Annotated in this window: 18 protein-coding genes; 4 read left to right on the top strand and 14 right to left on the bottom strand. The window is 66.9% G+C overall.

The annotated features are described in order from the left end of the window. Positions 1–20: 20 nt before the first annotated feature. From U5775_RS02170 to U5775_RS02120, 11 genes are all read right to left on the bottom strand, one after another. The gene (locus tag U5775_RS02170) at positions 21–1,850 is read right to left on the bottom strand and encodes a chloride channel protein (RefSeq protein ID WP_322056476.1); all 1,830 of its coding nucleotides are present in this window, start codon (positions 1,848–1,850) and stop codon (positions 21–23) included. Between the two features lie 201 nt (positions 1,851–2,051). Continuing rightward, positions 2,052–3,509: an APC family permease gene (locus tag U5775_RS02165; RefSeq protein WP_322056475.1), complete on the bottom strand. Its 1,458-nt coding sequence runs from the start codon at positions 3,507–3,509 to the stop codon at positions 2,052–2,054. Between the two features lie 46 nt (positions 3,510–3,555). Beyond that, positions 3,556–4,917 carry an LLM class flavin-dependent oxidoreductase gene (locus U5775_RS02160; protein WP_322056474.1) on the bottom strand — a complete coding sequence of 454 codons (1,362 nt, stop codon included), beginning with the start codon at positions 4,915–4,917 and terminating at the stop codon, positions 3,556–3,558. Between the two features lie 5 nt (positions 4,918–4,922). Next, positions 4,923–6,149, bottom strand: a complete 1,227-nt coding sequence (locus U5775_RS02155) for an SfnB family sulfur acquisition oxidoreductase (protein WP_322056473.1) — start codon at positions 6,147–6,149, stop codon at positions 4,923–4,925. Between the two features lie 184 nt (positions 6,150–6,333). Beyond that, positions 6,334–8,652 carry a TonB-dependent receptor gene (locus tag U5775_RS02150; protein WP_322056472.1) on the bottom strand — a complete coding sequence of 773 codons (2,319 nt, stop codon included), beginning with the start codon at positions 8,650–8,652 and terminating at the stop codon, positions 6,334–6,336. A 323-nt stretch (positions 8,653–8,975) separates the two neighbouring features. Continuing rightward, complete coding sequence (locus tag U5775_RS02145; protein ID WP_322056471.1) at positions 8,976–10,079, bottom strand: ABC transporter substrate-binding protein; 1,104 nt, start codon at positions 10,077–10,079, stop codon at positions 8,976–8,978. 53 nt (positions 10,080–10,132) lie between these two features. Then, positions 10,133–10,543 (bottom strand): biopolymer transporter ExbD, encoded by a 411-nt coding sequence (locus tag U5775_RS02140; RefSeq protein ID WP_322056470.1) that lies wholly within the window; start codon positions 10,541–10,543, stop codon positions 10,133–10,135. Next, a complete protein-coding gene (locus U5775_RS02135; protein ID WP_322056469.1) occupies positions 10,543–11,304 on the bottom strand; it encodes a MotA/TolQ/ExbB proton channel family protein in 762 nt (253 codons plus the stop codon). Before U5775_RS02135 ends, U5775_RS02140 begins: the two co-directional genes overlap by 1 nt. Positions 11,305–11,371: 67 nt before the next feature. Further along, positions 11,372–12,193 (bottom strand): energy transducer TonB, encoded by an 822-nt coding sequence (locus U5775_RS02130; RefSeq protein WP_322056468.1) that lies wholly within the window; start codon positions 12,191–12,193, stop codon positions 11,372–11,374. A 34-nt stretch (positions 12,194–12,227) separates the two neighbouring features. Then, on the bottom strand, positions 12,228–13,313 hold the full coding sequence (locus tag U5775_RS02125; RefSeq protein ID WP_322056467.1) for an ABC transporter substrate-binding protein: 1,086 nt from the start codon (positions 13,311–13,313) through the stop codon (positions 12,228–12,230). 52 nt (positions 13,314–13,365) lie between these two features. Then, positions 13,366–14,547, bottom strand: coding sequence for an LLM class flavin-dependent oxidoreductase (locus U5775_RS02120; protein ID WP_322056466.1), 1,182 nt, complete (start codon positions 14,545–14,547; stop codon positions 13,366–13,368). Between the two features lie 478 nt (positions 14,548–15,025). On the opposite strand from U5775_RS02120, the gene U5775_RS02115 reads away from it, so the two are divergent. The 4 genes from U5775_RS02115 (at position 15,026) to U5775_RS02100 (ending at position 18,992) form a co-directional block, all read left to right on the top strand. Further along, on the top strand, positions 15,026–16,102 hold the full coding sequence (locus U5775_RS02115; protein ID WP_322056465.1) for an ABC transporter substrate-binding protein: 1,077 nt from the start codon (positions 15,026–15,028) through the stop codon (positions 16,100–16,102). A gap of 58 nt (positions 16,103–16,160) precedes the next feature. After that, a complete protein-coding gene (locus U5775_RS02110) occupies positions 16,161–17,297 on the top strand; it encodes an ABC transporter substrate-binding protein (RefSeq protein ID WP_322056464.1) in 1,137 nt (378 codons plus the stop codon). A gap of 82 nt (positions 17,298–17,379) precedes the next feature. Next, positions 17,380–18,198: an ABC transporter permease gene (locus U5775_RS02105; protein WP_322056463.1), complete on the top strand. Its 819-nt coding sequence runs from the start codon at positions 17,380–17,382 to the stop codon at positions 18,196–18,198. A gap of 14 nt (positions 18,199–18,212) precedes the next feature. Then, positions 18,213–18,992, top strand: coding sequence for an ABC transporter permease (locus U5775_RS02100; RefSeq protein WP_322056462.1), 780 nt, complete (start codon positions 18,213–18,215; stop codon positions 18,990–18,992). Here the strand turns inward: U5775_RS02100 and U5775_RS02095 are convergent. From U5775_RS02095 to U5775_RS02085, 3 genes are all read right to left on the bottom strand, one after another. Continuing rightward, positions 18,983–20,182 carry a sigma-54 interaction domain-containing protein gene (locus U5775_RS02095; RefSeq protein ID WP_322056461.1) on the bottom strand — a complete coding sequence of 400 codons (1,200 nt, stop codon included), beginning with the start codon at positions 20,180–20,182 and terminating at the stop codon, positions 18,983–18,985. The genes U5775_RS02100 and U5775_RS02095 overlap by 10 nt on opposite strands. 130 nt (positions 20,183–20,312) lie before the next feature. Next, complete coding sequence (locus U5775_RS02090) at positions 20,313–20,993, bottom strand: class II aldolase/adducin family protein (RefSeq protein ID WP_322056460.1); 681 nt, start codon at positions 20,991–20,993, stop codon at positions 20,313–20,315. Between the two features lie 374 nt (positions 20,994–21,367). Continuing rightward, positions 21,368–24,940 (bottom strand): indolepyruvate ferredoxin oxidoreductase family protein, encoded by a 3,573-nt coding sequence (locus U5775_RS02085; protein ID WP_322056459.1) that lies wholly within the window; start codon positions 24,938–24,940, stop codon positions 21,368–21,370. Positions 24,941–24,953: the final 13 nt, after the last annotated feature.

Genomic DNA, 24,953 nt, shown 5'->3' with positions numbered 1-24,953 from the left:
ACGATCTGCGCTGGCGGTATTCATCGGCCCGCATCGGCGTGCTCGTCGGGCACGTCCTGGCGCTTGCGGGTGGGGGCGAAAAGCGTGCTGCGCGGAACCCAGACCTGGCGGAACTGCTCGATCTCGCGCTCCTCAGCGAAGACCTGCATCGAAGGCTTGACCAGGTCGTGCCGCGAGACCACGCCGAGCAGGCGCAAGGTCTTTTCGTCTTCCACCACCGGCACGCGGTCGAGGCCCGTGATGGCGAGCCGCGCCGCCACATTCCGGCACGTCTCGCCAGGCAAGGCGACTTCGACGCGCGTCTTCGCGAACGCCGAGCCAATGGGCATTCCGGCCTTGCCCGTGGGAATACGGTCGAGCAGCGCGCGGTCCACCATGCCCAGCAGCACCCCATTCCTCAGCACGGGATAGGCGCGAAACTTCTGGCCCTTGCCGAAATAGTCGTCGAGCACGCTGCAAACCGTTGTGTCCGCATCGATCGTCACGACCGTGCGCGTCATCACCTCGTCCACGTAATGGCGTTCGAGCGGATCGATGCTGTATTCGCGGTAGATGTGATAGCCGCGCCTTGCAATCTTCTCGGTCAGGATCGAGCGACGCATGAACATCACTGTGAAACCATAGGCCACCGCGGCCGCGGCGAGCAGCGGCAGCAAGGCATTGGCGTCGCCCGTGAGTTCGAAGGCGAACACCGCGGCCATCACGGGCGCGCGCATCATGCCGCCGAGCGCGGCCGCCATGAAGATGAGCGGCCACAGCGCGGGATCGCCGCCGGGCATGTACGGCCCGACCAGCGCGCCCACGCCCGCGCCCATCATCAGCAAGGGCGCGAGCACGCCGCCCGACGTCCCCGAGGCCAGCGCGATGACCCAGATGATGGCCTTGACGACGACGATGCCGACCACGGCCTGCATGGCCAGGTGATTTTGCAGCAGGTCGCCGATCACGTCGTAGCCCACGCCTAGCGTGCGCGGCTGGAAATATCCGCCGATGCCCACGGCCACGGCGCCCAATGCGGGCCACCACATCCAGTGAATGGGGAGCTTGCCGAACAGGTCTTCCACTTTGTAGAGCGAGCTGGAGAGCCCCCACGACAACGCGCCCGCGATCAGCCCGGCAATGACCGCCGAGACGATGCCGATCGGGCCGATGGGGAGCGTCTGCAGCGGAAACAAGGCGCCGCTGCCGAGAAACAGCGGCCGCGTGAAGCCCGCCACGGCGCACGCGATGGCGACCGGCAGCAGGCTGCGGGGCCGCAGCTCGAACAGCAGCAGTTCGATGGCGAGCAGCACGGCGGCCACGGGCGTGCCGAACACGGCGGTCATGCCGGCCACGGCACCCGCGACGAGCAGTGCCTTGCGTTCGGCACTCGAGAGATGGAAAAACTGCGCGATGAGCGAGCCGATCGCGCCGCCCGTCATGATGATCGGGCCCTCGGCTCCGAACGGCCCGCCGCTGCCGATGGCGATAGCCGACGCGAGCGGCTTGAGCACGGCCACCTTCGGCGACATCTTGCTCTTGCCGAACAGAATCGCCTCGATGGCTTCCGGGATGCCGTGGCCGCGGACCTGCTCCGAGCCGAAGCGCGCGATCAATCCCACCAGCAGCCCGCCGATCACGGGCGCGGCCACCACGAGCCAGCCCAGCGTGTTCCCGGCCGGGGAGTGATTCGCCGTCGAGAAGGTCTGGAAGAAAAACAGGTTCGTGAAAAAGCGGATGAGGTGCAACAGAAAGTCGGCGGCAACGGTGCTCAGTGCGCCGCCCACGGCCGCGATGGCGCTGATGCGCAGAAGCCGGACATCGGTTGCGAAATCGCCCTTGTGATCGCCGTGCTCACGCTGCTCGCTCATGATTCCCCTTGGCGGGCACCGGGAGGTAGGTGGCGCCCACGGAGTATTTATATCACAACGTGATTTAACCCCGTGGTGTAACGAACTGAATTTATTCTCCGCGATTACCATCGCCTGGCGTCGAGCAAGCCGGGCCACGCGGTGGCGCCCCGGCCGGGGAGGCCGATGCCGCGCGGCCATCCCCGGACCGGCGCTGCGAGCTTACTTCGTCAACAGATCGTCCTCGAGTGCGCGCAAGCGCTCGGGATAGCGCGTCCGCAAGGTCAGGAACCACGCCAGCCCCAGCGCGAGCAGCCCGAGGAACACATACGGCAGCCGTGCATATACACCGTCGGGCACCGGATACACACTGCCCGCGAGCGGGATGGCCAGCAGCACCACGGCCACGATGCTGACCAGCACGTGCACGCCCCTGAGCTTGCCTTGGCGGCGCAGATACAGCGGTGCGCCGACGGCGACCAGCACGTAGGCGAGCAGCCAGCCATAAGTCGCGATCGAGCTCAAATAGCCGTACGAATCCAGCAGCGCCGTGCCATGCGCGGTGAACACCAGCGCCGTCGCGAGCGCCAGCACGGTCACGAGCGCGACGGCGATATGCGGCGTGGCGTTGGTCTGGTGTGCGCGACCCGTCGCCTGGTGCAGTACGCCCTGACGACCGAACGTGTAGACGATGCGCGCCGCCGCGTTGATCGACGAGAAGAACGCCGCGAAGAAGCTCAGCGACACGCCGATATCGATCAGCACGCCAATCCAGCCCGCGCCAAGCCGGTGCGCGAGCACGGCGAGCGGACCGTCCACGCGATCGAGCGAGGGCGTATGACCCTGGAACGCGCTCACCATCCCGTAAGCGCCCACCACGAAGAAAATCGCCGGCCCCAGCACGCTGATGAGCACTGCGCGCGGAATCGCCTTGAACGCGTCCTTGGCTTCGGCGCCGAGCACGGTAGCGCTTTCGAAACCCGTGAAGCTGAAGAACGCGAGCACCATGCCGAGCTGCAACTGGCTCGGCCTCACGCCTTCGAGCGAGATCTGCGCATGATCGACGGGATGGTTGCTGCTCGCGATGGTGCCGATCACGACCACGCCGATCAGCACGAGCGTGGCCAGTTCGACCAGCAGCGTGAAGCGCGTGGACAGCCGGATATCGCGGAACGTGATGTACCACGCCGCAAACGCGGTCACGACCGTGAAGGCGAGCGTCGTGCTCAGCGAGGTCGTGCTGCCGAGCAGGCCCACTTCGCGCCCGAGCACGAGAAACGTGCTGATGGTGCCCTGGAGGATGCCCGCCGCGGCCACCGCGTAGGCGATCAGAAGCGACCATCCGCAGATGGCGCCCCAGATCGGGCCGATTCCCGACGATACATAGGAATACAAAGCACCTGGCGAGGCCGAATCGCGCGCGAAGATCGAAATGCTCCACGAAGAAAACAGCAGCGCCACGATGGCGAACAGATAGGCGAGCCAGGTGCCGTTGCCCGCCGTCGCGAAGACCGCGGGAATCAGCACGCCGATGCCGCCCGACACGCCCACGAGGCCGATCGACTGCGCGATCAGCTCAGGCAGGTTCAGGTAATTGCGTCGCAGCCCGCCAGCATGGGCCGTTTCGGCCAGCACTGGTGCCGCTGGTGCCGCGGGTGTATTAATCGCTTCCAAGGTCATGGGTCTACTCCCTGTTCAATTGGCGTCCGGTCGAAAATGCCTGGACTCAGATACGGAAACGCGTGCCGTAATGGCTGTCCTGCAAGGCGTCGCCGCGGCCAAACAGTTTTTCGCGCAACGTGCCTTCCCGGTAGGCGCGCTTGTACACGCCACGCCGTTGAAGTTCCGGCACGAGCAGATCCACGATATCGGCGAAGCTGCCCGGATTGACGACCGCGCCGACATTGAAGCCATCCACGCCGGTCTCCTCGATCCACAGTTGCAGCGCATCGGCCACGGTTGCAGCCGAGCCGACGAACACGGGGCCATCGCCGCCGATGCCGCAGTAATCGGCGATCTCGTTGACGGTCCAGGTCCGCTCGGGATCGGCCGTGGTGAAGGCCTCGACCGCCGACTGGATCGCATTGCTCTCGACGTGCTCCAGAGTCTGCTGCGGATCGAACTGGCTCAGGTCGATGCCGGTCCAGCCCGACATCAAGGTGAGCGCGCCGTCGCGGCTGATATGGCGGCGGTAGTCGTCGAATTTCGCGTGGGCTTCGTCGTCGCTGGGCGCGAGCACGATCGTGATCTGGTTGAAGATCAGCAGGTCGCCGGCCGCGCGGCCCTCGCGCACGGCCTCGGCGCGCAGCGCGTCGACCTGGTGGCGCAGGATGGCGCGCGTCGGCGCCGCCACGAATACGCATTCGCCGTGGCGCGCCGCGAACTGCCGGCCGCGCGACGAGGCCCCCGCCTGATACAGCACCGGCGTGCGTTGCGGCGAAGGCTCGCTCAGATGGCAACCCGGCACGTTGAAGAACTTGCCCTCGTGGCCGATCTCGCGAACCTGCTGCGGATCGACATAGACACCGCGCTGCGCATCGCGCTTCACGGCCCCCGCCTCCCAACTGCCTTCCCAGAGCTTGTAGCAGACCTCAAGATATTCGTCGGCCAGTTCGTAGCGGTTGTCGTGCGTGAGTTGCGCCGCGTGGCCGAGATTGCGCGCGCCGCTCTCCAGATACGACGTCACAATGTTCCAGCCGATGCGGCCGCCGCTCAGATGATCGGCCGTCGACATGCGCCGCGCGAACGGATACGGATGCTCGAACGATACCGACGCCGTAACGCCAAAGCCGAGATGGCGCGTCGCGGCCGCCATCGCCGGGACGAGTTGCAGCGGGTCGTTGATCGGTACCTGGGCGGCGTTGCGCAATGCCGCGTCCGCGCTGCGGCCGTAGACGTCGTACACGCCGAGCACGTCGGCAATGAACAGGCCGTCGAACAACCCGCGCTCCAGCGTCGTCGCGAGATCGATCCAGTACCGCAGGTCCGTGTAGCGGTGCGACTGGTCGTCGGGATGCCGCCACAGTCCCGCGCTCAGATGGCCGGGACTGTTGATCGTAAAGGCGTTGAACCTGATTGGCTTGCTCATGCGCTTCAGTTCCAGGAGTGGCGCGCCGGCTTGATGCCGTTGAGGTAGTAGTTGCCGATGGCGTGATACTTCCAGCGCACCGGATCGTGCAATGTGTGGACGCGCGCGTTGCGCCAGTGGCGGTCGAAGTTGTACCTGGCCAGCGTCGATTTGCTGCCGCCGAGCTCGAACAATTTGCTCGCGGCCAGCAGCGAAATTTCGGTGGTGGCGATCTTCGCCTCGCCCACGGCGATCGCTGCCTGCGCAACGGTTTCCTCGTTGGGATCGCGCCGCGCGATATCGACGTAACGTCCGGAACGTTCGAGCATCGCCTCCGCCGCATGGACGCGATAAGCGAGGTCGCCGATCTGCGCGATCGTCAGCGGGTCCAGCGCGGCGCGTTCGACGCCGCTATCGATCCACGGGCGCGCATGCTGCTGCACGAACTCGATCGTGTCCTGCAACGCGGCGCGCGCAATGCCGAGATCGATGGCGGCCGTCGTGATCTGCGCGAACGGGCCCGCAAAGGTCGGGCGGTCATAAGAGCGCTGCGTGTGGAAGATTTCGAATGCGCCCACCCGCACGTTTTCGGCAATCACGGTGCCGCTCGCCGTGGTGCGCTGGCCAAAGCCGCTCCAGTCGTCCACGATCGTGAGGCCCGGCGTGCCCTGCTTCACGAAAGCGAGCACGGCCTGGTCCGCTTCGTCGAGCGCGAGCACGGGAATCCAGTGCGCGTAGAGCGTGCCCGTCGAATAGAATTTGCGGCCGTTCAGGACGTAGCCGTCGCCGTCGCGGCGCACCCGCGTCTGGATATCGAGCACGTTTTTGCCGCCTGCCTCAGAAAACGCGTTGCCATAGCGCGCGCCCCTGAGCACCAGGTCGAAGAAGAAGCGCTTCTGTTCCTCGGTGCCTTCGAGGCGAATGTCTTCGATCAGGCAGAAGTGATTCTGCGGAATCTGGCCGATCGACGGATCGGCCTCCGAAACGATGGCGATCACTTCCGCGAGCGTGACGTTCGACACCTCGGCCCCGCCGTATGCCTTCGGCACGGTAATGGCCCAGAGTCCCGTCGACGAGAAAAGCTCGATTTCGTCGTGCGGCAACTGGCGTTCGCGATCGCGCAGCGCGGCGTTTTGCTTGAGCTTGATGGCGACTTTGCGCGCCACGGCAAGCGCTTCGGCATCCGAAGTGATAATGGGAACCGTCTGGATGGGTGTGGCTTGCGGCGCGGTTTCAATAGCGTCGGTTGTCATGGGTTTCCTGCGATGCGAGATGGAACGGCTAAGGCGGAATACGGGGCCCCGCAACGACCTGTGCGAAGCCGCGTCAGGCCGATGCCGGAAAGTCAACAGTCTACGAATGCCCCGTGAGCCGCCCTACCATCTAGTTTTCGAATGCTTATGCCGATTTGTTATTTTCCCCGTCGCCGTGGCTGCATCAGAGTTTCGCCGTGAACGTCACGCCGAACACGCGCGGGTCGCCGTAAAGCACCGGATATGCGCCATAGGACGGCAGCAGTTCGAGCTTCTTGTAGACCTTGTTGGTCAGGTTGGTAACGTAGCCGGTGAGGATGTACTTCTGGTCTGGCGTCACATACGAAACGTGCGCGTTCAGGATCGTGTAACCGCCTTGCCAGAGATGTGAATCGGACTGCCGGGTCGCGCTGAAAAATTCGAGGCTCCGGTAGTTGACGTCGCCGCCCAGCGCCACGCTGCCGTATTCGAGCGGCACACGGTATTCGCCGCCCACGTTGATCGTCGTATGGGGCGAGCGCGCAAACGTGTTCCCCACCGCCGTCTGCACGTAATCGAATTGCGTATAGCGCGTATTGAGCAAGCCGAGATTGGCGAACAGATACACGCTGTTGATGGGCTGCGCCTTCAGTTCGAGTTCGAAGCCATCCGCGCGGCCCTGCCCCGCATTCGAGAGCGTCGATACCGGCGCGCCGCCAAGCGGATTCGGCGCGAGCGCGAAGACCTGGATGTCGCGATAGTCATAATGGAACACGCTCGCATTGGCGATCAGGCGCTTGTCGAACCATTCGCTCTTGATGCCGGCCTCGTAGTCGGTCAGGTACTCGGGCTGCACGGTCGACACGGTGCTCTGCGTATACGCGCTGCCGTTATAGCCGCCCGAGCGGAAGCCGCGCGCGTAGCGAACGTAGGCGCGCACGTTGTCGGTGAGCGCATATTCGGGCGTGAGATCCCAGGTGGGCGCGCGCCACGTGTTGGTCTGGTTCTGACGCGCGCTGACCGCCAGCGGCGACGTGATAAGCGACGGCGCCCACCACGCGTTGGTGTCGCTGAACGACACCGGCCCATCGTTCTGCAGTCCTGTGAGGTTGATGTTCTTGCGCTCGATCGTATAGCGCAGGCCCGCGGTCACGTTGAAGCGGTCGGTGAAGCGGTACTTCACGCTGCCGAACACCGCGGCGCTCTGCGTGTGCTGCGTCAGATCGGTCAAATGGTAGTACGTTGAAGACGGGCCGCCAGGCGCATCGGGCAGGCCGCCGCCCGCGCCGTCCTCGCTCAGTTCCTCGGTGAAGAAGTGCGCACCGGCGATCCAGCTCAGGCGCCGGTCCTGCGGCGACTCCAGGCGGAACTCCTGCGAAAACTGGTGGCTCGCGAGGTCGTCATGCGAGCGCGCCGCGTCGTAGGGCGAATAATCTTCGTCGTCCTGATACCAGCGATTCAAGCCTTCGAGCGCCGTGATCGAGGTGAGCGTGAGCGCGCTGTTGATGTGCCAGTGCGCGGTAAGCGAGCCGCCATAGCTGGCAATGTGGTCGCTCGACGGCGCGTTGAGCGAAACCGTATAGGGATCGCTCGAACCCACGAAGCCGAACTGGTTCGCCCCGCCCGCGCCGGTGCCTTGCGCATGCCACGGATCGCCGCCGCCCGTGTAGTTGCGGGCGTGAACGTTGAGCAGGAAGTCGGCGTTCGAAGTGGGCACGGCGAGCAACTGGAAGCGCACCGCGTTGTCGTGGAAGCCGCCGAAGCGGCCGCTCGCGTCCGCATTCGTGAAGTAGCTGTCGCCGTTCTCGTGGTAGACGGAAACGCGTGCCGCCAGCACGTCGTTGCTGCCGATCGGGCTGCCAATTGCCGCCTCGACCAGCTTCGTGTCGTACTGGCTGAAGCCCACCTTGCCGTAGCCGCTCACGTCGAAGGTCGGCTTCTGCGAGGTCACGCTGACCGCCCCGCCGATGGTGTTCTTGCCCCACAGCGTGCCCTGCGGGCCGCGCAGCACTTCGATATGGTCGAGGTCGAAAAGCGGAAAGCCCTGGCCGAACACGCTGTTGATGTAGACGTCGTCGAAGTAGACGCCGATCGGGCTCAGCGAGAGGTCGGACGGATCGTTGCTGCCCACACCGCGCAGAAACCAGCGCGGACGCTCGCGGCCTTCGGTGGACTGCCCGCTGAAGTCAGGCACGTACTTCGTGATGTCGTTGACGACACGCAGCTCATTGTTCTTGATGGCGTCGCCGCTGAGGGCGGTGACCGCGACCGGCACCTCCTGAATGCTCTCCTTGCGCCGCCGTGCGGTGACCGTCACGGTGCCGAGACTCGTCACGTGCTGCGCCCTGGCGTCCTTGCGCGCCGCCTTGCTGGCGCTCGTCCCCGACGCGGGCGTGGCCGCCTGCGCGGGCGCGCCGTCCGCCACGTTGTTTGCCGCGCTATCTGCCGCGCTTGCGGGCGTGCTCATCAGGCCACCAGACAGGATTCCCCCGAGCGCTACGACCAGTGCTTTCCTCTTGTACATTGACTTCGTTATCCTTATTTATGAGTTGCGGATTTTCGTGACGCGCTACCGCGCCTGACATCATGGAGAGCAAGACGAATGCCAGCGGCATAAGCGCTTGCGGACGGTGCTTCGCTGGCTTTTTTGGCGCCTGGTGTTGCTCACGCAACCATCGATTGCTGCACGCATGTTGCGGCCGCAACACAGGCACGGGCAAGCGCCACGCAAAAGCGAAGGGCCGCGTGCGCGGATGCGCGACGCGGCCCACGGAATTCAAAAAATTACTAAGTAGTATGAATCAACAGAAGCGTGAGATCGATCGCATGCGGCGTCAACTGGAAGCCTCAGAGCACCGTGGCCGCCGCCCGGCTCGGCGCGCGATGCGCGCGCGCCCGTTCGAGCGCGCGCGCATCGACCCAGGCGCGCACGTCGAAGTCCGCGGGGAGAAAATCCCACTCCACGAGAAAGCGCTTGAAGTGATCGAGCGCCGTAATCGACGACTCGTCGAGCCCGGTGCGCAAACGGCGATGCACGTCGTCGCCATAGGCAAGACGCAGCCAGTCGTGAGCGGAACCCGTCTCGCGCCCGAGATACGCGAGCACGTCGTCCTTGTGACTTTGCGCCCAATCCCCGACGTCGATCACGCGCGCGAGAAAGCGCGCCACGATCTCCGGGTGCTCGTCGAGCGTCGCTGCATTCACGGTCAGCGGCCGGGGCGAGCCGTTGTTCACGCGCACGTGCGGATCGGGATGGAAGCCGATGTCCACCACCGCCTCGGCGCCCAGCAGCCATGCGGTCTCCAGCCCGAGCGAGCCCTTCACGTAGATCGCGTCCACGTCGCCGCGCAGTAGCGCCGCGGCTTCGGCGGCGTAGAGCGTTCGGCTCGTGACGCTGGCCGGATTGCTGAACAGCGTCTGCACCATCGAAGCCGGCTCTTGCGCGCCCGCGCCGGGATCGCCGGCACTCGCGGCGGCCACGTCGACCCACTCCACCTCGTGCGTGCCGATTCCTTCCAGCGCGAGCACGCTCGTGAAGCCGCGCAATGCCGCCGCGCGGAAGATATCGATGCGCGCCCCGGCGCGTTTCGGCAGCGCGAGGCGGCGGCCCCGCAGATCTTTCGGCGAGCGGATGCCCGCTTGCGGCAACGCGACGATGGCCTGCGCTTCGTCGACCCACGTTAGCGCGATCACGCGCGTATCGGCGCCCGCGGCGCGGGCCCACAACGCCGGAATGCTGCCGCCCTGGCGAAACGAGTGGTCGAGCGCGTGGTCGATGTGCGATGCGCGCAGCGCGGCGTGCCGCGTCTCCTGCAGCGAACGCACGGTGATGCCGTCGCGCGCGAATTCACTGTCGAGCCAGCCGAGATGGGCGGCGATGCCGAGCGGCGTCGGCACCGGACAGCGCGTGTACCAGATCGACTGGATGTTGCTGCCATGCGTATTGCTCATGTGCTCCTCAGGTCCATGTGATGGGAGTCGGTCCGTGCGCGGCCAGGCCTCGCTCAACCGTTGCCGGTCGTCAGCACCGAAAGCCGCGTGATGCCGGCATGCTCGATCGCGGCCATCAGCTTCGCCACGGTGCCGTAGGGCACGCCCTCGTCGGCCTGCAGGTTCAGCGCGATGTCGGGGCGGTTCGCCTTCAGCGCGGCAAGCTGGGCAGGCAGCACGCTCAGGGCGGTGGCGCGCTTGTCGAGCCAGATCGTGCCTTTGGCGTCCACGCTCACCGTGACCGCGGACTTCGAATCCGCGGGCGCGGTCGCGACCGTCTTCGGCAGATTCACGTGGACCGCGTTGTTGAGCAATGGTGCCGTGACGATGAACGCGACCAGCAGCACCAGCATCACGTCGACGAGCGGCGTGATGTTGATTTCGCTGAGGACGTCGTCGTTGTCGGAGGAAGTGGAGAAAGCCATTATGCGTATGCCTCGTTCACGCGCTTGAGCGCGGGTTGGGTGCGCGGCGTTGCGCCCTGCACGCGGAAGCCCGCCTTTTGCGCGAGCGTGACGAAGTCGGTGGCGAACGCATCGAGGTCCGCCGAAGCCGCCTTCACGCGCCGCACGAAGAAGTTGTAGGCGAGCACGGCGGGCACCGCGACCGCGATGCCGATGCCGGTGGCCACGAGCGCTTCGCCGATCGGCCCGGCCACTACGTCGATGCTCGCCGACTGGCTGTGCGCGATGGCCGTGAGCGCGTGGATGATGCCGAACACCGTGCCGAACAGGCCCACGAAGGGCGCCGTGCTGCCGATGGAGGCGAGCACCGCGAGCCCCGCTTCCTGGCGGCGGCGCGCGTGCTGGATCTGCTGGCGCAGATGCCGTTCGAGCAGGTCGTGGCGGCTCCAGCTATGTTCGAGGTCGTGGGCGTTGGCCGCGTGAGCCGTGCTGGCGCCATTCGCCGCGTGGCCCAGGTTGGCCGCGTTCGCTTCGTCGGCGCCGCGCAGCGCATCGAAGCCCGCGCCCGCGAGCAGGCCCGCTGGGCTCTTTGCGTCGTCGAGCGCGGCTGCGGCCTGAAAACCGCTCGCGGCCCAGAACGCCTTCAGATAGCGGCGGTTGCGCGCGCTGTCGCGATACGTCTGTAGCGCCTTCGCTGCGATCAGCGTCCAGGTGAGGACCGAAAAGAGGCCCAGCAGCCACAGAGCGCCCTGGACGATGAAAGTCGTGGAAATGCCGTTCATGATGTATTCCCTGGTTGGGGTTGTGCGTGTGTCGGGGGGGCGTCGGTGATGGGTTGACGGTGCGGCCTCAGCCGAGCTTGAAATCGATCGGCACGTTGACCCAGCCGTCCACCGCGGTGTCGCCGCGCTTCGCGGGCACGAAGACCCAGCGGCGCACGGCAGCGAGCGCCGCGTCGTCGAGCAGTCGGCGGCCGCTGCTCGTTTTCACCTCGACGCTATCGGGCGTGCCGTTCGCGAGCACGTGCACGCGCAGCAGGACGTGCCCTTCCCATCCCTGGTCCTGCGCGATCGGGGGATAGTCGGGCGCGGGATTGTGCAGATAGGCGGCGTCGCCCACTGGCGCGGTTTCTCGAACCGGTGCCGCAGGAACTGCCGGCGCGGGCGGCGCGGCGGCGGCCGGCTGCGCCGGGGCCACGGCACTCGGCGCGGGTTGCGGGGCCGTGGGCTGAACTGGCTGCGGGGTCGCCGGTACAGGCGCGCGTGGCGGCGCCGCACGGCGCTGCTGCTGCAGCGGTCGCGGCGGCGTGGCCTGCGGCTTCGGCGGAACCGCTGCGGGCGGTGGCCGCCGCGCCTCGGGCAAGGGCACGGGCGGGCGCGTCAGCTCGACGGTCATCGGCAGCGGTCGCGGCGGCTCGATGGGCGCCGTGTCGCGCTGCGCGTGCGCGAGCCACGCAAGAACCGCGTGCAGCACGACGATCAGCAGCCCCACGCCCGCCCATTCGATCCAGGCGCCGCGCGAGGCACGCGTGCCCCGGCTCGCTTGCGCGCGCAACGATACAGCGGCACCGGCACACGACGGCGCGCGGTCCGCGCCCGCCACGCCCGCCGCCGTGAAAGCCAGTTGGCGGCGCCCGCGCGAAGCCCATGCAGGGCTGGTCGACAGCGACATCTTCGTACTCCTTTAGAACCTGCGCCTCGCGCAGCTACGCGAGCCACGCGTGACGATGGCGGCCGATGCCGGCGAGCGGAACCGGATCGATCCACGCGCGCGCGTCGAAGTCGTGGTCGAGAAAGCCCCACTCGAACAGGAAATCCTTGAACGCCACGAGCCCATCGATCGAGGTCTGCGCCAGGTTGGTTTCCAGATGCCGGTTCACCTCGGCGCCATAGGCGTAGCGGACCCATTCGTCGGAGGCGCACGTCTCGCGGCCGATATAGGCCACCGTCTGCGCGGGATGCTGCGTCGCCCAGTTGCCCGCGCCCACCACGACCGAGAGGAAGCGGCTCACCAGATCGGGCCGCTCGTCGATCAGCGCCTGGTCCACGGTCAGCGTGCGCGGCGTGCCGTTGCCGGTGCGCACGAGTGGATCGGGATGCGAGCCCAGATCGATCACGACCTGCGCGCCAATCAGATGCACCGTCGAGAGCCCCGAGACGCCCTTGACGAAAATGGCGTCGACATCGCCGCGCACGAGCGCCGCGACTTCGAGCGCGTACTCGTGCGCGCCGCGCGCCGCGAACGTGCCGGCCGGCCCGCTGCGCCGCGCGCGGCCGCCTTGCGCCGTCTCCGGTAGATCGACCCATTCGGCGTCGCCGTGACCGAGCCCTTCGAGTTCCAGCGCGCTCAGAAAGCCCTTGAGCGCGGCGGCGCGCCAGAAGTCGATGCTGATGGCGTGACGCGGCAGGCCGAGGCGCCGCCCGCGCAGGTCGCGCAACGTGCGAATGCCGCGCTCGGGCAAGGTCACGATCGCCTGAAACTCGTTGGTCCACGACAGGCCGATCACGCGCGTATCGGCGCCGCGCGAGCGCGCCCACAGCGCCGGAACGTTGCCGCCCTGGCGAAACGAATGCGGCAGGCTGTGATCGAAATGCGACTCGCGCTTGTGCGCCTCGCCGGTTTCCTGGAGCGAGTTGAGCGCGATGCCGTCCGGGCCGAACTCGTCGTCGAACCAGCCGCGATGCACGGCGATGCCGAGCGCGGTCGGCACCGGGCAACGCGTGTACCAGAGCGCTTGGGTAGCGCGCGTTGGCAAGGCCGGGGCCTCGTGGGAAAGAGCGGTGGCAGTCATGTTTTTTGCGGTTCCCTGGCGGGGTGAATGGGCCCTTGCGGGCGTCGGTCTCTCATGCCTGCGCCACGCGCAACGCGGCGGCCGTGCGCCGCGCGTCTCGCGCGCCTTCGACGAGCGGCAGCACTTCCTCGCCCACGCGATACGCCTCTTCCAGATGCGGATTGCTCGCGAGAATAAAGGTGGAAACGCCAATCTCGACGTACTCAGCAAGCCTTTGCGCCACCTGTTCGTGACTGCCGACGATCACGCAGCCGGGGCCGCCGCGAATCTGCGACATGCCGGCCCAGAGGTTCGGTCCGACGATGAGCTCGTCGAAATGCAGGGTGTTGCCCTGGTGGAGCGCGAACTGCCGCTTGCCGCCGACCGATTCCGAATCGCCGAAACCGCTCGTCTTGCGCGCATGGCCGAACCGCGTCGTGTCGCTCACGGTGGCGAACATCTGCCGAAGCTCGGCCCACGCCTGCTCCTCGGTCTCGCGCGCGAGAATGTCGATGCGCATGCCGTAGCGCAAGTCGCGCCCGGCGCCTTGCGCGTCGAGTGCGCGGCGCGCGCTGTCGATGATTTCCTTCTGCTTGTGCAACGGCTCGCCCCAGCTCAGATGCACGTCGCCGTGCTTCGCGGCGACGGCCAGCGCCGCCTCGCTCGCGCCCGCCAGATAGATGCGCGGCACCGGCTGGCTCGCGAGCGGCGGCAACAGGCCGCCCTCTTCGACGCGATAGAAGCGCCCGTCGAAGCTGAACGGCTCGCCCGTCGACGCACCCTTCACGACGCGGAGAAATTCTTCGGTGCGTGCATAACGGCTGTCGTGATCGATGAAGTCGCCATAGGCGCGCTGATCCGCGCCGCCGCCACCGGTCACGACGTTCCATTCCACGCGCCCGCGGCTGATGCGCTGGAGGCTCGCGGCCATCTGCGCGGCGTAGACGGGGTGAAGGAAGCACGGCTGCAACGCGATCAGCAGGCGCAGATTGCGCGTTTCGCGTGCGAGCGCGGCAGCGACCACCCACGGTTCCTCAGTAAAGCGAAAGATCGGAATCAGCGCGCCGTGAAAGCCCGCGAGGTCCGCCGCGCGCGCCACCTGCGAGAGATAGTCGATATAGCCGAAGTCGTCGTCGCCGTGCTTCGGCGCCACGCGCGATGCCCCCTGGCGATTCCATTCGCCGCGCGTATGCAGATCATGAGCGCGGCGCCCGTCACCATGCATCGGCAGACGCCACAAAAATTCCACAGCCATTGATTCGCTCTCCTGTTGATTTCGCTCTGGAGCGGTGTGCGCCTGATACGGCGCGGCCCGAGTTCGCATCCCTATAAGCACGGGTTGTGCCAGTTGCGCGACGCATCCCGGCGTGCGTCGCGTGCAGGTCATGCGGGACAGCGCGAAGCACGGTTTCGGGCTGCCTCGTCGAGGCGGCGCGGGCCGCCATCGCGCCTGGCTGGGCGGTCATCGCGTTGTTGCTGGCGCAACAGCTTCGCGCGCCGCTGTTGCTGGCGCAGCAACACCGGGCCAATGGAAAACACGGTCACGGTGGTCGCGAAGCTCGTTGCGAAGCATCCCGAACCGGCCGTCCCCACCACGAGAAGAACGACACAGCGGGACGACACAGCGCTCGCGAACCATTGGCCCGGAACTTGCGTGAACACGCCCGGCCCCGGCGCGACGAGCGCGCGCCGCAACAGGCCGCTCAAGCGAAAACTTCAAATGGACATCACACATGACAGACAAGCCCGATTCGACATCGGCCACGCAGCCGCCGCTCTGGTACGCACGCTCTCCCGTACCGACGCCGCTCGGCATTGCCGTTCACCTCGGCTGGCTCAATGGCGAGCTCTCGGCCGACGGCGTGGCGGTGCGCTCGCTGCGTGAATCGGCGGACCACGACGCCTCGTCGATCAGCGATCACACCCTCGCGCACTCGTTTCGCCAGGGCGGCAGCATTCCGGCCATGTGGGCGCGCTCGAACGATGCGCGCACGCGTGTGATCGGCCTGTCGTGGGTCGACGAAGCCCAACTGATTCTGGCCTTGCCGTCTTCGGGCATCCGCTCGGTGAAGGACCTGCGCGGGCGGCGCATCGCGATTCCGCAGCGGGCCGGCGACCGCATCGACATCTTTCGCGCCTCGGCGCTGCGCGGCTTCTTCAATGCGTTGAGCCTCGAAGGGCTGACGCCGCGCGACGTCGAGCTCGTCGACGTGCAGGCGCGCACGCTGCAGGCCGTCTCGACCGATCGCGCCGCCGAGCTGTTCGCCTCGCCGCAGGGATTCGCCAGCCGCGCGCTCTACGCGGCCGAGGCCGCCGCGCTGCTGCGCGGCGCCGTGGATGCGATCTACGTGAAGGGCTCGACGGGGCTCGAGATGGCCGAGCTGATCGGCGCCCGCGTGGTGATCGATATCGGCTTTCACCCGGACCCGCGCATCCGCAACAACAACGGCACGCCGCGCCCGCTCACGGTCAATGCGGACGTGCTCGCCCAGCATCCGGACATCGTCGCGGGCTTTCTGAAGCTCGTGGTGGCCGCGGGCGAATGGGCACGCACGCATCCCGACGAAACGGCGCAGTACGTCTCGCAGGAAACGGCTTCGTCGATCGACTGGGTGCGCGCGGCCTATGGGGCCGACCTGGGCCGTCACCTCGGCGTGAACCTCGAGCCCGAATCGATCGCCGCGCTCGAAGACTTCAAGAACTTCCTGTTCGAGTGGGGCTTTCTCGAAGCCGATTTCGCCGTGGCCGACTGGATCGATCCCTGGCCGCTGCGCGAAGTGCTGCAACCCGCGCTGCAGCGGCGCGCCTGATCGCCCACGCGCCCACTCTCATTCCCACGCCAGATCCACCGGCTTGAACTTCCCGAACATGAAACGACACTTCGCTCGCGCCTTTCTTGCCCCCCTTCTTGCCACCTTTCTCCCCCGCTTCGCGCGCCAGTTGCGCGGTGGCGCCCTCGCGTTATCGGCCGCCCTGCCGTTCGCCGCCGGCGTGGCGCACGCGGACGAAGCGCCCAAGGTCGTGCGCATTGCCGTGGTCGCCTTCTCGAACGGCGGCAAGACCCAGTACGCGGGCGCGTCGGCGCTGATCGACGCGGACAAGTCGCTCGAAAAGGCGCTCGCCGCGCACAACATCAAGCTCGAATGGGTGCCGGTCTCGACCGCCGCCGTGGGCACCCTCGTCAACGAAGCCTTCACGAACCAGAGCATCGACTTCGCGGCCTATGGCGATCTGCCCTCCGTCGTCGTCAATGCCGCGGGCACGCGCACGAAGCTGATCGTGCCGGGCGGCGTGGGCAGCAACGCCTATCTCGTCGTGCCCGCCAATTCGACGGCGAAATCGATCGCCGATCTCAAGGGCAAGCGCATCGCGCTCAATCGCGGGCGGCCGTGGGAAGTGCCGTTCGGCAAGCTGATCGCGGCGAACGGGCTCAAGCTCTCCGACTTCCGCATCTTCAACCTCGATCCGCAAGCGGGCGCGGCAGCCGTGGCGGCGGGACGCGTGGACGGCTTCTTCACGCTCGCCGACGCCTGGCCGCTCGTCGACAAGCAGGTCGGCAAGATCATCTGGTCGACGAAAACGGCACCCGACGACTGGAAGATGCGCGCGGAGCTCTGGGGCGACGCGCGCTTCGTCGCGCGCTATCCCGAGCTCACGCAACAGGTCGCGAACGCCTACGTGCGTGCCGCGTGGTGGATCTCGCAGCCGCAGAACCGCGATGCGTTCGTGAAGATCCTCACGGCTTCGGGGCAACCGGAGAGCGTCGTGCGGCGCGAATACGACGGCGAGAAGCTGCCCTGGAAGGATCAGTGGTCGCCGCTGTTCACGCCCGCGCTGAGCGCGCACTACCGCGACGTGGCGGCCTATAGCGTGCAGGCGCGACTCGCGTCCGAACCCGTGGACGTGAACAGCCTGCTCGCGCCGCAATTCGTCGCCACGGCGCTGCGCCAGCTCGGCATCGAGCACTACTGGGACGATGCCGCGACTGGCGTCGCCAGCCGCTGAGGCCGCGCCACGCATGACTACTCCTGTCGATATGGCGGCTTCGTCGTTGCGGCGATCGAGTGCCGGGACAGCAAAAGCGGCGATGAGCGCGACCGCCACCGCGCACGCGGTGGCCCGCCCGCGCCCGTCCGCGCGCTGGCCACGGGCGCTCTATAGCGCGTCGTTCTGGTGGCTGCTGCCGTGCGTGCTCGCCGCGCTCTGGTGGCACGCGAGCGCGCAGCACTGGGTGGCGCCGCAACTGCTCGTGCCGCCGCAGCGCGTGGCCGTCACGGCGCTCGCGCTCTGGGCCGATGGAGAGTTGCCGCAAAATCTCGTGATCACCTTGCGCCGTCTCGCCGTCGGCTTCGCGTGCGGCGCCTCCCTCGGGACGGCCTGCGGGTTGCTGCTCGCCCGCGGCCGCCTGTTCGCCGATTTCGTGCGTCCGCTCTTCGACATCCTGCGTCAGGTGCCCACGCTCACGCTGATCCCGGTGCTCGTCATCGTGATCGGCATCGACGAGCCGTTGAAGATCGTCGTGGTCGCCAAGGCCGTGTTCTTCCCCGTGGCGCTCGCGGCTTATGGCGGCGTGCGCGACGCGCCGCGCGGCCTGATCGAGATGGCACGGCACTACGGGCTCGGTCGCGCGGCGCTGCTGCGCGACGTGCTCGTGCCGGCCGCGCTCGGCCCCCTGCTCACCGGCATCCGCATCGCGCTCGCGCGCGCGTGGCTCGCGCTCGTCGCCGTGGAATTGCTGGCCGCCGACAGCGGCATCGGCGAAATGATGGAAATGGCGCGCCAGATGCTGCGCATCGACATCGTGCTCGTCGACGTATTCGTCATCGGCCTGATCGGCTTCGCGCTTGACCAGGCCATCGCGCTCGCGCAACGCTGGTCGTCGCGCTGGCAATCCCCCGCTCGCTGAAACCGGTTGCGCTCATGACCCTCACGCTCACCCTCGTCGCCCTGCTGCGCCGCGCGCGCGGCTTCGTGCTGCCGTGCGTGCTGCTCGCCGCCTGGCAGATCGCCGCGCATCGCGACGCTGCGCATCAATACGCTTTCGTGCCGCTACAGCAGATCGCCGCCGCCGCGATCGAACTGATCCGCAGCGGCGAACTCTTCATCGATCTCGGCGCGAGCCTGCGGCGCACCACCCTCGGCCTCGTGCTCGGTGTTGCGAGCGGCACCGCGCTCGGCGCGGCGATGGCGTTGAGCCTGCGCGTGCGCCAGTTGACCCAGCCGCTCTTCCAGGCGCTTCGCCATGTGCCACTGCTCGGCCTCGTGCCGCTGCTGAGCTTGTGGGCCGGCACCGGCGAATTCGCCAAGGTGTTCGTGATCTTTCTGGCCGCGCTCTATCCGATGACGACCGCGAGCGCCGACGGCTTCGGACGCGTGGACCGGCGCTATTTCGAGCTCGCACGCACCTGCTCACTCACGCGCGCCGCATGGCTGCGTGACGTGCTGATACCGGCCGCCCTGCCCGATCTGTTCGCGGGCGTGCTGCAAGCGGTGCCGTTCGCCTGGATCACGGCGACCAGCAGCGAGCTGTTCTTCAATGCGGGAGCGGGCGTGGGCAACCTGATGCAGAACGCGCAGGCCGGCGCGCGCGTGGACGCGCTGCTCGTGTGCGTGCTTGGCGTGACCGTGCTCGCGGTGGGGATGGGCGCGCTGTGCGAGCGCGCGGCGCGACACGTGCTGCGCTGGCGCGATCAGGCCTGACGGCAGTTGCGATGGGGGCCGTGGCCCGGCTCTTCGTTCGAGGCTTCGCCGGTCTCGGCGGCTTCGTTAGCTTCGCTGGCATCGCGCAGCTTGAGCAGGCCGAGCTGTGCGAGGCGCGCGCGCACGATATTGCGCGAGAGATCGAGCAGCCGCGAGGTGCGTAGCTGGTTGCGCTCGCTGTAGTCGAACACGCTACGGTAGACCGTTTCTTCGATATGCTGCCAAAGCCTTGGCGTGCCCAGCTCCAGCAGATCGACGATGGCCGCGCGCAGCGCCGTGGTCGCTTCCGCCACGTCGCGCGGACGGCGATTGCCCGCCGCCGCCTGCGCGGTCTCCGCAGCGGGCGCGCCCGCAACGCCTGCCGCCGGCACAGCGGCAGGCGCGAGCGAGAGCGCCGAGAACTGCAGATCGGCGACATCGATCTTGCCGCCCGTGCTCACGAGCAGCGCATGATGGATCACGTTCTCCAGCTCGCGGATATTGCCGGGCCACGAATGCGAGTGAAGCCGCTCGAACGCGGCCGTCGTGATGGCGGGCGGCGTCACGCGCAGGCGCCTCGCGTAGGTATCGAGAAAATGCGTGATCAGCGGCCCGATGTCGCCGGGCCGCTCGCGCAGCGGCAACAGGCTCAGCTTGACGACGTTGAGCCGGTAATACAGATCTTCGCGAAAGTTGCCCGCGCGCACCGCGGCTTCCAGATTGACGTTGGTTGCCGCCACCAGGCGCACGTCGATCTTCACGGGCTTGCGCGAGCCCACCGGCACGACCTCGCGCTCCTGCAGCACGCGCAGCAGCTTCACCTGCGCCGCCAGCGGCAGGTCGCCCACTTCATCGAGAAACAGCGTGCCGCGATTCGCGGATTCGAACCAGCCCGGCTGACTGTTCACGGCGCCCGTGAAAGCGCCGCGCTCGTGGCCGAACAGCTCGCTTTCGATCAGCGTTTCCGAGAACGCACCGCAATTGATGGCCACGAACGGACCGTCGCGACGCTCGCTGAACGCGTGCACGAGACGCGCGATCAGCTCCTTGCCCGTACCGCTTTCGCCGGTGACGAGAATCGTGGCATCGCTCGGCGCGACGAGTTGAACGCGCTCCAGCAGGATGCGCGACTTCGGGTCGTCGAAGGTGAGGGCTTTCGCCCGGATAGTGATCGCGTGCGAAGCGGGATCGGCGAAACTGAATATGGCCATGGAGCGACCAGCGCGAAGAACGATGGAAGCCCCGACAATAGCAATACCGTCTCGCCGATGAAACCAATTCATCGAGCTATCAGTATATTGAGAGCCGGATTGCGGTCGCGCCGGCCGGCCCGGCTCGCGCTCAGGCGAGACCCGTCATCTTCCATTGCTGCTCGAGGGCGCCCGGGCCAAACTCCTTCGCGCCACCAAGCGGCTCCGCGAGGCCCTGAAAATAAGCGCCTTCCTCGAGAATCAGAATGTATTTCGAAATCTCGAGAATGCGCTTGCCCCAGAACGTGGCGCCGCCATTGGCTTCGAGAATCGCGGGCACATCGGGATCGCGCTGGAGGGTATCGAGAATGAAGCGCGGCTCGCCGGGGCGCCGGTCGACATAAAGCGGAATCTCGCGCGCACGCGTGAAGCGCTGCGCGGGCGCATAGCGGATCGGCAGCGTGCGATGCGCGCTCGCCCACGCGCCGAGCCAGGGCGCGTGAACGTGGATCACCACGTCCACCTGCGGCGCTTCGCGGAACACCTGCGCATAACGCTGGCCATGGCCGCCCGCACGCTCGTGGCCATGCACCACCTTGCCGTCGAAGGTCGCGACCACGGCTTCGACGTCCTGCACCGGCGCCCACGGCGACGGCGCCGACACCGCCACGACCCAGTCCTTGCCCGGCACGCGCTGGAATGCCTGGAAGGTGTTGGTCGCCGAGAGGGTGCCGCTTTCCTTGAGCACGCGCGCGGCCTGCGCGAATTCGCGCGTAACGCGCTCGACGAACGCGACGAGCTCGCCGCTTTCCTGCGTCGGTGTTGGTGACATGTCATTTCCTCTGTGATGTGAGCACGCAATGTTGCGCGCAGCGGGCACGTGGTTCGACGCACGCCCGTTGCGGCCAGCATGAATTAGCATCAAGTATGCCAATGGGGATTGGTCAGCGATGGACCGTGTGGCGGCGCTTTGCGGGCTAACGGTGTGCATCGCGCGACACCGCGCTCACGCGGATTGCTGCGTGCGCAACAACGTGGCTTGTTTGGTTGCTGGGCGGGAAGCAATCTGGACGTCGTTCGTCGACGCGACAGTGCGCGTCGCGAATGCGGCTGTTGACACAGGGATCTTCAGTCTGCCCCTCTCGCCGGCGGAACGTCTTGCGGCGAGAGGGAAGTCGCACGGCTTATGCGTGTTTACCTGGGTACTCAAGCACTAACCGCCATGCGCACCGGATTCCGATACTCACGAAGCCATTGCTCGCGCTTGCTCGCGGCGGCACGGATATTGTTCTCCTTCACATGCCCAAAACCGCGAATGTCGTCGGGGATGCCCGCAAGCTTGAGCGCCACGGCCAGGCGTTCGGCGTCGAGCGTCGCGCAGAATTCGTCGACGAGCGCGATGTAATCGGCAATCAGTTGCCGCTCGCCGCGCCGCTCCGCCGTGCGGCCGAACACGTCCAGCGCCGTGCCGCGCAGCCCCTTCATGCGGGCCAGCGCACGCAGCGCCGGCAGCACCCACGGGCCGAAGCGCCGCTTCTGCATGCGTCCCTGTTCATCGCGTTTCGCGAGCAACGGCGGCGCGAGGTAGAAGCTGAGCTTGTAATCGCGGCCCGGCTCGCCCTCGAACTGCTCGCGCAGCTTCGCGAGGTAGGCGGGATCGGCATAGAGACGCGCAACCTCGTATTCGTCCTTGTAGGCCATGAGCTTCGCGAGATTCACCGCTACCGCACGCGTGAGCGGCAGCTTCGCATTTGCGTTGGCTTGCGTTTCCTTCGCGCGAATCCGCTCGATCACGTCGCGATAACGCTTTGCATAAGCCGCGTTCTGATACGCCGTCAACAAGGCTTCGCGCGAGGCGATCACCGTGTCGAGCGACTCGGGCATGCGCACCACGATCGCCTGCGGCGCGGGCTTCGCTTGCGCCTGAATAGCCGCATCGCCGTGATGGGCCACATGACGCCCCCAGTTGAACGCCAGGCGATTCTTCTCGACCGCCACGCCGTTGAGCTCGATCGCGCGCAGCAGGCTCGTGAGCTCCAGCGGCAGCCAGCCCTTCTGCCAGGCATAGCCCAGCAGCAGCGGATTGCTGTAGAGGGTGTCGCCGAGCAGCGTCAGCGCGAGCGCGTTGGCGTCGATGAACGCACATCCCTCGCCGATGCTGTCGCGCAGGCCCGCTTCAGTTTGCGCGCCAGGAAACGACCATTTCGGATTCCGTACGAAATCGGCGGTAGGCGTCGCGCCGCTGTTGACCGCTGCCACCGTCACGCCATGCTGCGTGCGCGAGAGCACGTCGTTCGAGGCCGTCACCACCACGTCGCAACCGATCACGAGGCGCGCTTCGCCCGTGGCGATGCGCGTCGCATGGAGCGCGCTGGGCGCCGAAGCGATCTGCACGTGGCTGAGCACGGCGCCGCCCTTCTGCGCGAGACCCGCCATGTCGAGCACAGTCACGCCCTTGCGCTCGATATGCGCGGCCATGCCGATCAGACCGCCGATGGTCACGACGCCCGTGCCGCCCACACCCGTGACGAGAATGCCGTAGGGCCGTGCGAGCGCGGGCAGCGTGGGCGCCGGCAGCGCGTCGAAATCGGGTGCGGCAGCGCTACGCGCGGCCTGCGGCTTGCGCAGTTGCGCGCCTTCGGCCGTCACGAAGCTCGGGCAAAAGCCCTTCACGCACGAGAAGTCCTTGTTGCACGACGACTGGTTGATCTTGCGCTTGGTGCCGAGCGGCGTGTCGAGCGGCTCGACAGACAGGCAGTTCGATTGCACCGAGCAGTCGCCGCAGCCTTCGCAGACCGCGTCGTTGATGAAGGCGCGGCGTGCCGGATCGGGATAGGTGCCACGCTTGCGGCGGCGGCGCTTCTCGGTCGCGCAGGTCTGGTCGTAGATCAGCACGGTCGTGCCGGGCACCTCGCGCAGCATGCGCTGCACGGCATCCAGCTCGTCGCGGTGATGAACCTTGACGTCCGCGGGAAGCACGACGCGCGCATCGTATTTCTCCGGCTGGTCCGTGACGATCACGATACGCTTCGCGCCCTCGGCATGGACCTGATGCACGATCTGCGGCACGGTCAGAACGCCGTCGATAGGCTGGCCGCCCGTCATGGCGACGGCGTCGTTATAGAGAATCTTGTAGGTGATGTTGGCATTCGCCGCGATGGCCGCGCGAATGGCAAGCAGTCCAGAATGAAAATAGGTGCCGTCGCCGAGATTGGCGAACACGTGCTTGTCGCCGGCGAAGTGCATCTGCCCGATCCACGTCACGCCTTCGCCGCCCATCTGGCTGAAGGTCTCGGTCTTGCGGTCCATCCAGATCGACATATAGTGGCAGCCGATGCCCGCGAGCGCGCGCGAGCCTTCGGGCACGTTGGTCGAGGTATTGTGCGGGCAGCCCGAGCAGAACCACGGCTTGCGCTCGACGCTCACCTGGGGCTTCGCCGCCTCGCGCTCCTTCGCCTCGATGATCGCGACGCGCGCGAGCATGCGGGCGCGCACGTCCTCGGGCAGGTCCGCGCGCGCGAGCCGCCGCGCGATAGCCTTGGCGATGAGCGCGGGCGACAGCTCGTAGTGCGCGGGCAAGAGCCAGTTGCCGCGCGGCACCGACCATTCGCCGCCTTCGTTGTCGCGCTCGTCGAACTTGCCGTAGATCTTCGGGCGCACGTCCTCGCGCCAGTTGTATAGCTCTTCCTTCAGCGCGTATTCGAGGATCTGGCGCTTTTCCTCGACCACGAGAATCTCTTCGAGACCGGTCGCGAATGCGCGCGCGTCCTGTGCATCGAGCGGCCACACGCAACCCACCTTCATGACGCGCAAGCCGATCTGCGCGCAGGTTGCGTCGTCGAGACCGAGGTCGCTGAGCGCCTGGCGCACGTCGAGATAGGCCTTGCCCGCAGTCATGATGCCGAAGCGCGGCGCCGGCGAATCGATAACCACACGATTCAACTTGTTCGCACGCACATAGGCGAGCGCCGCATACCACTTCTCGTCCAGCAAGCGGGCTTCCTGCACGAGCGGCGTATCGGGCCAGCGGATATTGAGGCCGCCCGCGGGCATCGCATAGTCGTCCGGCGTGACGATCTCCACGCGCTCCGGATCGAGGTCGATCGACGCCGTGGATTCGATCACGTCGGTCACGCACTTCATGGCCACCCAGAGGCCCGAGTAGCGGCTCATGGCCCAGCCGTGCAGACCGTAGTCGATATATTCCTGCACATTGGAGGGATAGAGCACGGGAATGCCGGCCGCGATGAACGCATGCTCGGACTGATGCGCGACCGTGGACGACTTGGCTGCGTGATCGTCGCCCGCGAGCACGAGCACGCCGCCATGAGCGGCGCTGCCCGCCGAGTTCGCGTGCTTGAACACATCGCCCGTGCGGTCGACGCCGGGCCCCTTGCCGTACCACATGCCGAAGACGCCGTCGCGCGTGGCGCCGGGCCACAGGTTGACCTGCTGCGAGCCCCAGACGGCGGTCGCGGCCAGATCCTCGTTCACGCCCGGCTGAAAGACGATGTCGTGTTCCTGCAGATGCTTTTTGGCTTTCCACAGCGACTGGTCGAGCGCGCCCAGCGGAGAGCCGCGATAGCCGGAAATGAAACCGGCTGTGTTCAGGCCCGCCTTACGGTCACGCGCCTGCTGAAGCATCGGCAAGCGCACCAGCGCCTGGGTGCCACTGATGTAAACCCGCCCGCGTTCGAGCGTGTACTTGTCGTCGAGCGAAACCGGGATGGCCGGCGAATCGATCGTTACGTCCTGTGCAACAGGGTCGCGCGCATTCATGGGGATGTGTCTC

The organism is Paraburkholderia sp. J63 (assembly GCF_905220245.1).
GTDB lineage: Bacteria > Pseudomonadota > Gammaproteobacteria > Burkholderiales > Burkholderiaceae > Paraburkholderia.
Note: the sequence above shows the minus strand (reverse complement) of the source record. Positions and strands in the feature narration are given on the sequence as shown.

Coding starts and splice junctions, on each gene's coding strand:
- U5775_RS02170 (WP_322056476.1), bottom strand. CDS start 1,850: ATGAGCGAGCAGCGTGAGCACGGCGATCACAAGGGCGATTTCGCAACC.
- U5775_RS02165 (WP_322056475.1), bottom strand. CDS start 3,509: ATGACCTTGGAAGCGATTAATACACCCGCGGCACCAGCGGCACCAGTG.
- U5775_RS02160 (WP_322056474.1), bottom strand. CDS start 4,917: ATGAGCAAGCCAATCAGGTTCAACGCCTTTACGATCAACAGTCCCGGC.
- U5775_RS02155 (WP_322056473.1), bottom strand. CDS start 6,149: ATGACAACCGACGCTATTGAAACCGCGCCGCAAGCCACACCCATCCAG.
- U5775_RS02150 (WP_322056472.1), bottom strand. CDS start 8,652: ATGTACAAGAGGAAAGCACTGGTCGTAGCGCTCGGGGGAATCCTGTCT.
- U5775_RS02145 (WP_322056471.1), bottom strand. CDS start 10,079: ATGAGCAATACGCATGGCAGCAACATCCAGTCGATCTGGTACACGCGC.
- U5775_RS02140 (WP_322056470.1), bottom strand. CDS start 10,543: ATGGCTTTCTCCACTTCCTCCGACAACGACGACGTCCTCAGCGAAATC.
- U5775_RS02135 (WP_322056469.1), bottom strand. CDS start 11,304: ATGAACGGCATTTCCACGACTTTCATCGTCCAGGGCGCTCTGTGGCTG.
- U5775_RS02130 (WP_322056468.1), bottom strand. CDS start 12,193: ATGTCGCTGTCGACCAGCCCTGCATGGGCTTCGCGCGGGCGCCGCCAA.
- U5775_RS02125 (WP_322056467.1), bottom strand. CDS start 13,313: ATGACTGCCACCGCTCTTTCCCACGAGGCCCCGGCCTTGCCAACGCGC.
- U5775_RS02120 (WP_322056466.1), bottom strand. CDS start 14,547: ATGGCTGTGGAATTTTTGTGGCGTCTGCCGATGCATGGTGACGGGCGC.
- U5775_RS02115 (WP_322056465.1), top strand. CDS start 15,026: ATGACAGACAAGCCCGATTCGACATCGGCCACGCAGCCGCCGCTCTGG.
- U5775_RS02110 (WP_322056464.1), top strand. CDS start 16,161: ATGAAACGACACTTCGCTCGCGCCTTTCTTGCCCCCCTTCTTGCCACC.
- U5775_RS02105 (WP_322056463.1), top strand. CDS start 17,380: ATGAGCGCGACCGCCACCGCGCACGCGGTGGCCCGCCCGCGCCCGTCC.
- U5775_RS02100 (WP_322056462.1), top strand. CDS start 18,213: ATGACCCTCACGCTCACCCTCGTCGCCCTGCTGCGCCGCGCGCGCGGC.
- U5775_RS02095 (WP_322056461.1), bottom strand. CDS start 20,182: ATGGCCATATTCAGTTTCGCCGATCCCGCTTCGCACGCGATCACTATC.
- U5775_RS02090 (WP_322056460.1), bottom strand. CDS start 20,993: ATGTCACCAACACCGACGCAGGAAAGCGGCGAGCTCGTCGCGTTCGTC.
- U5775_RS02085 (WP_322056459.1), bottom strand. CDS start 24,940: ATGAATGCGCGCGACCCTGTTGCACAGGACGTAACGATCGATTCGCCG.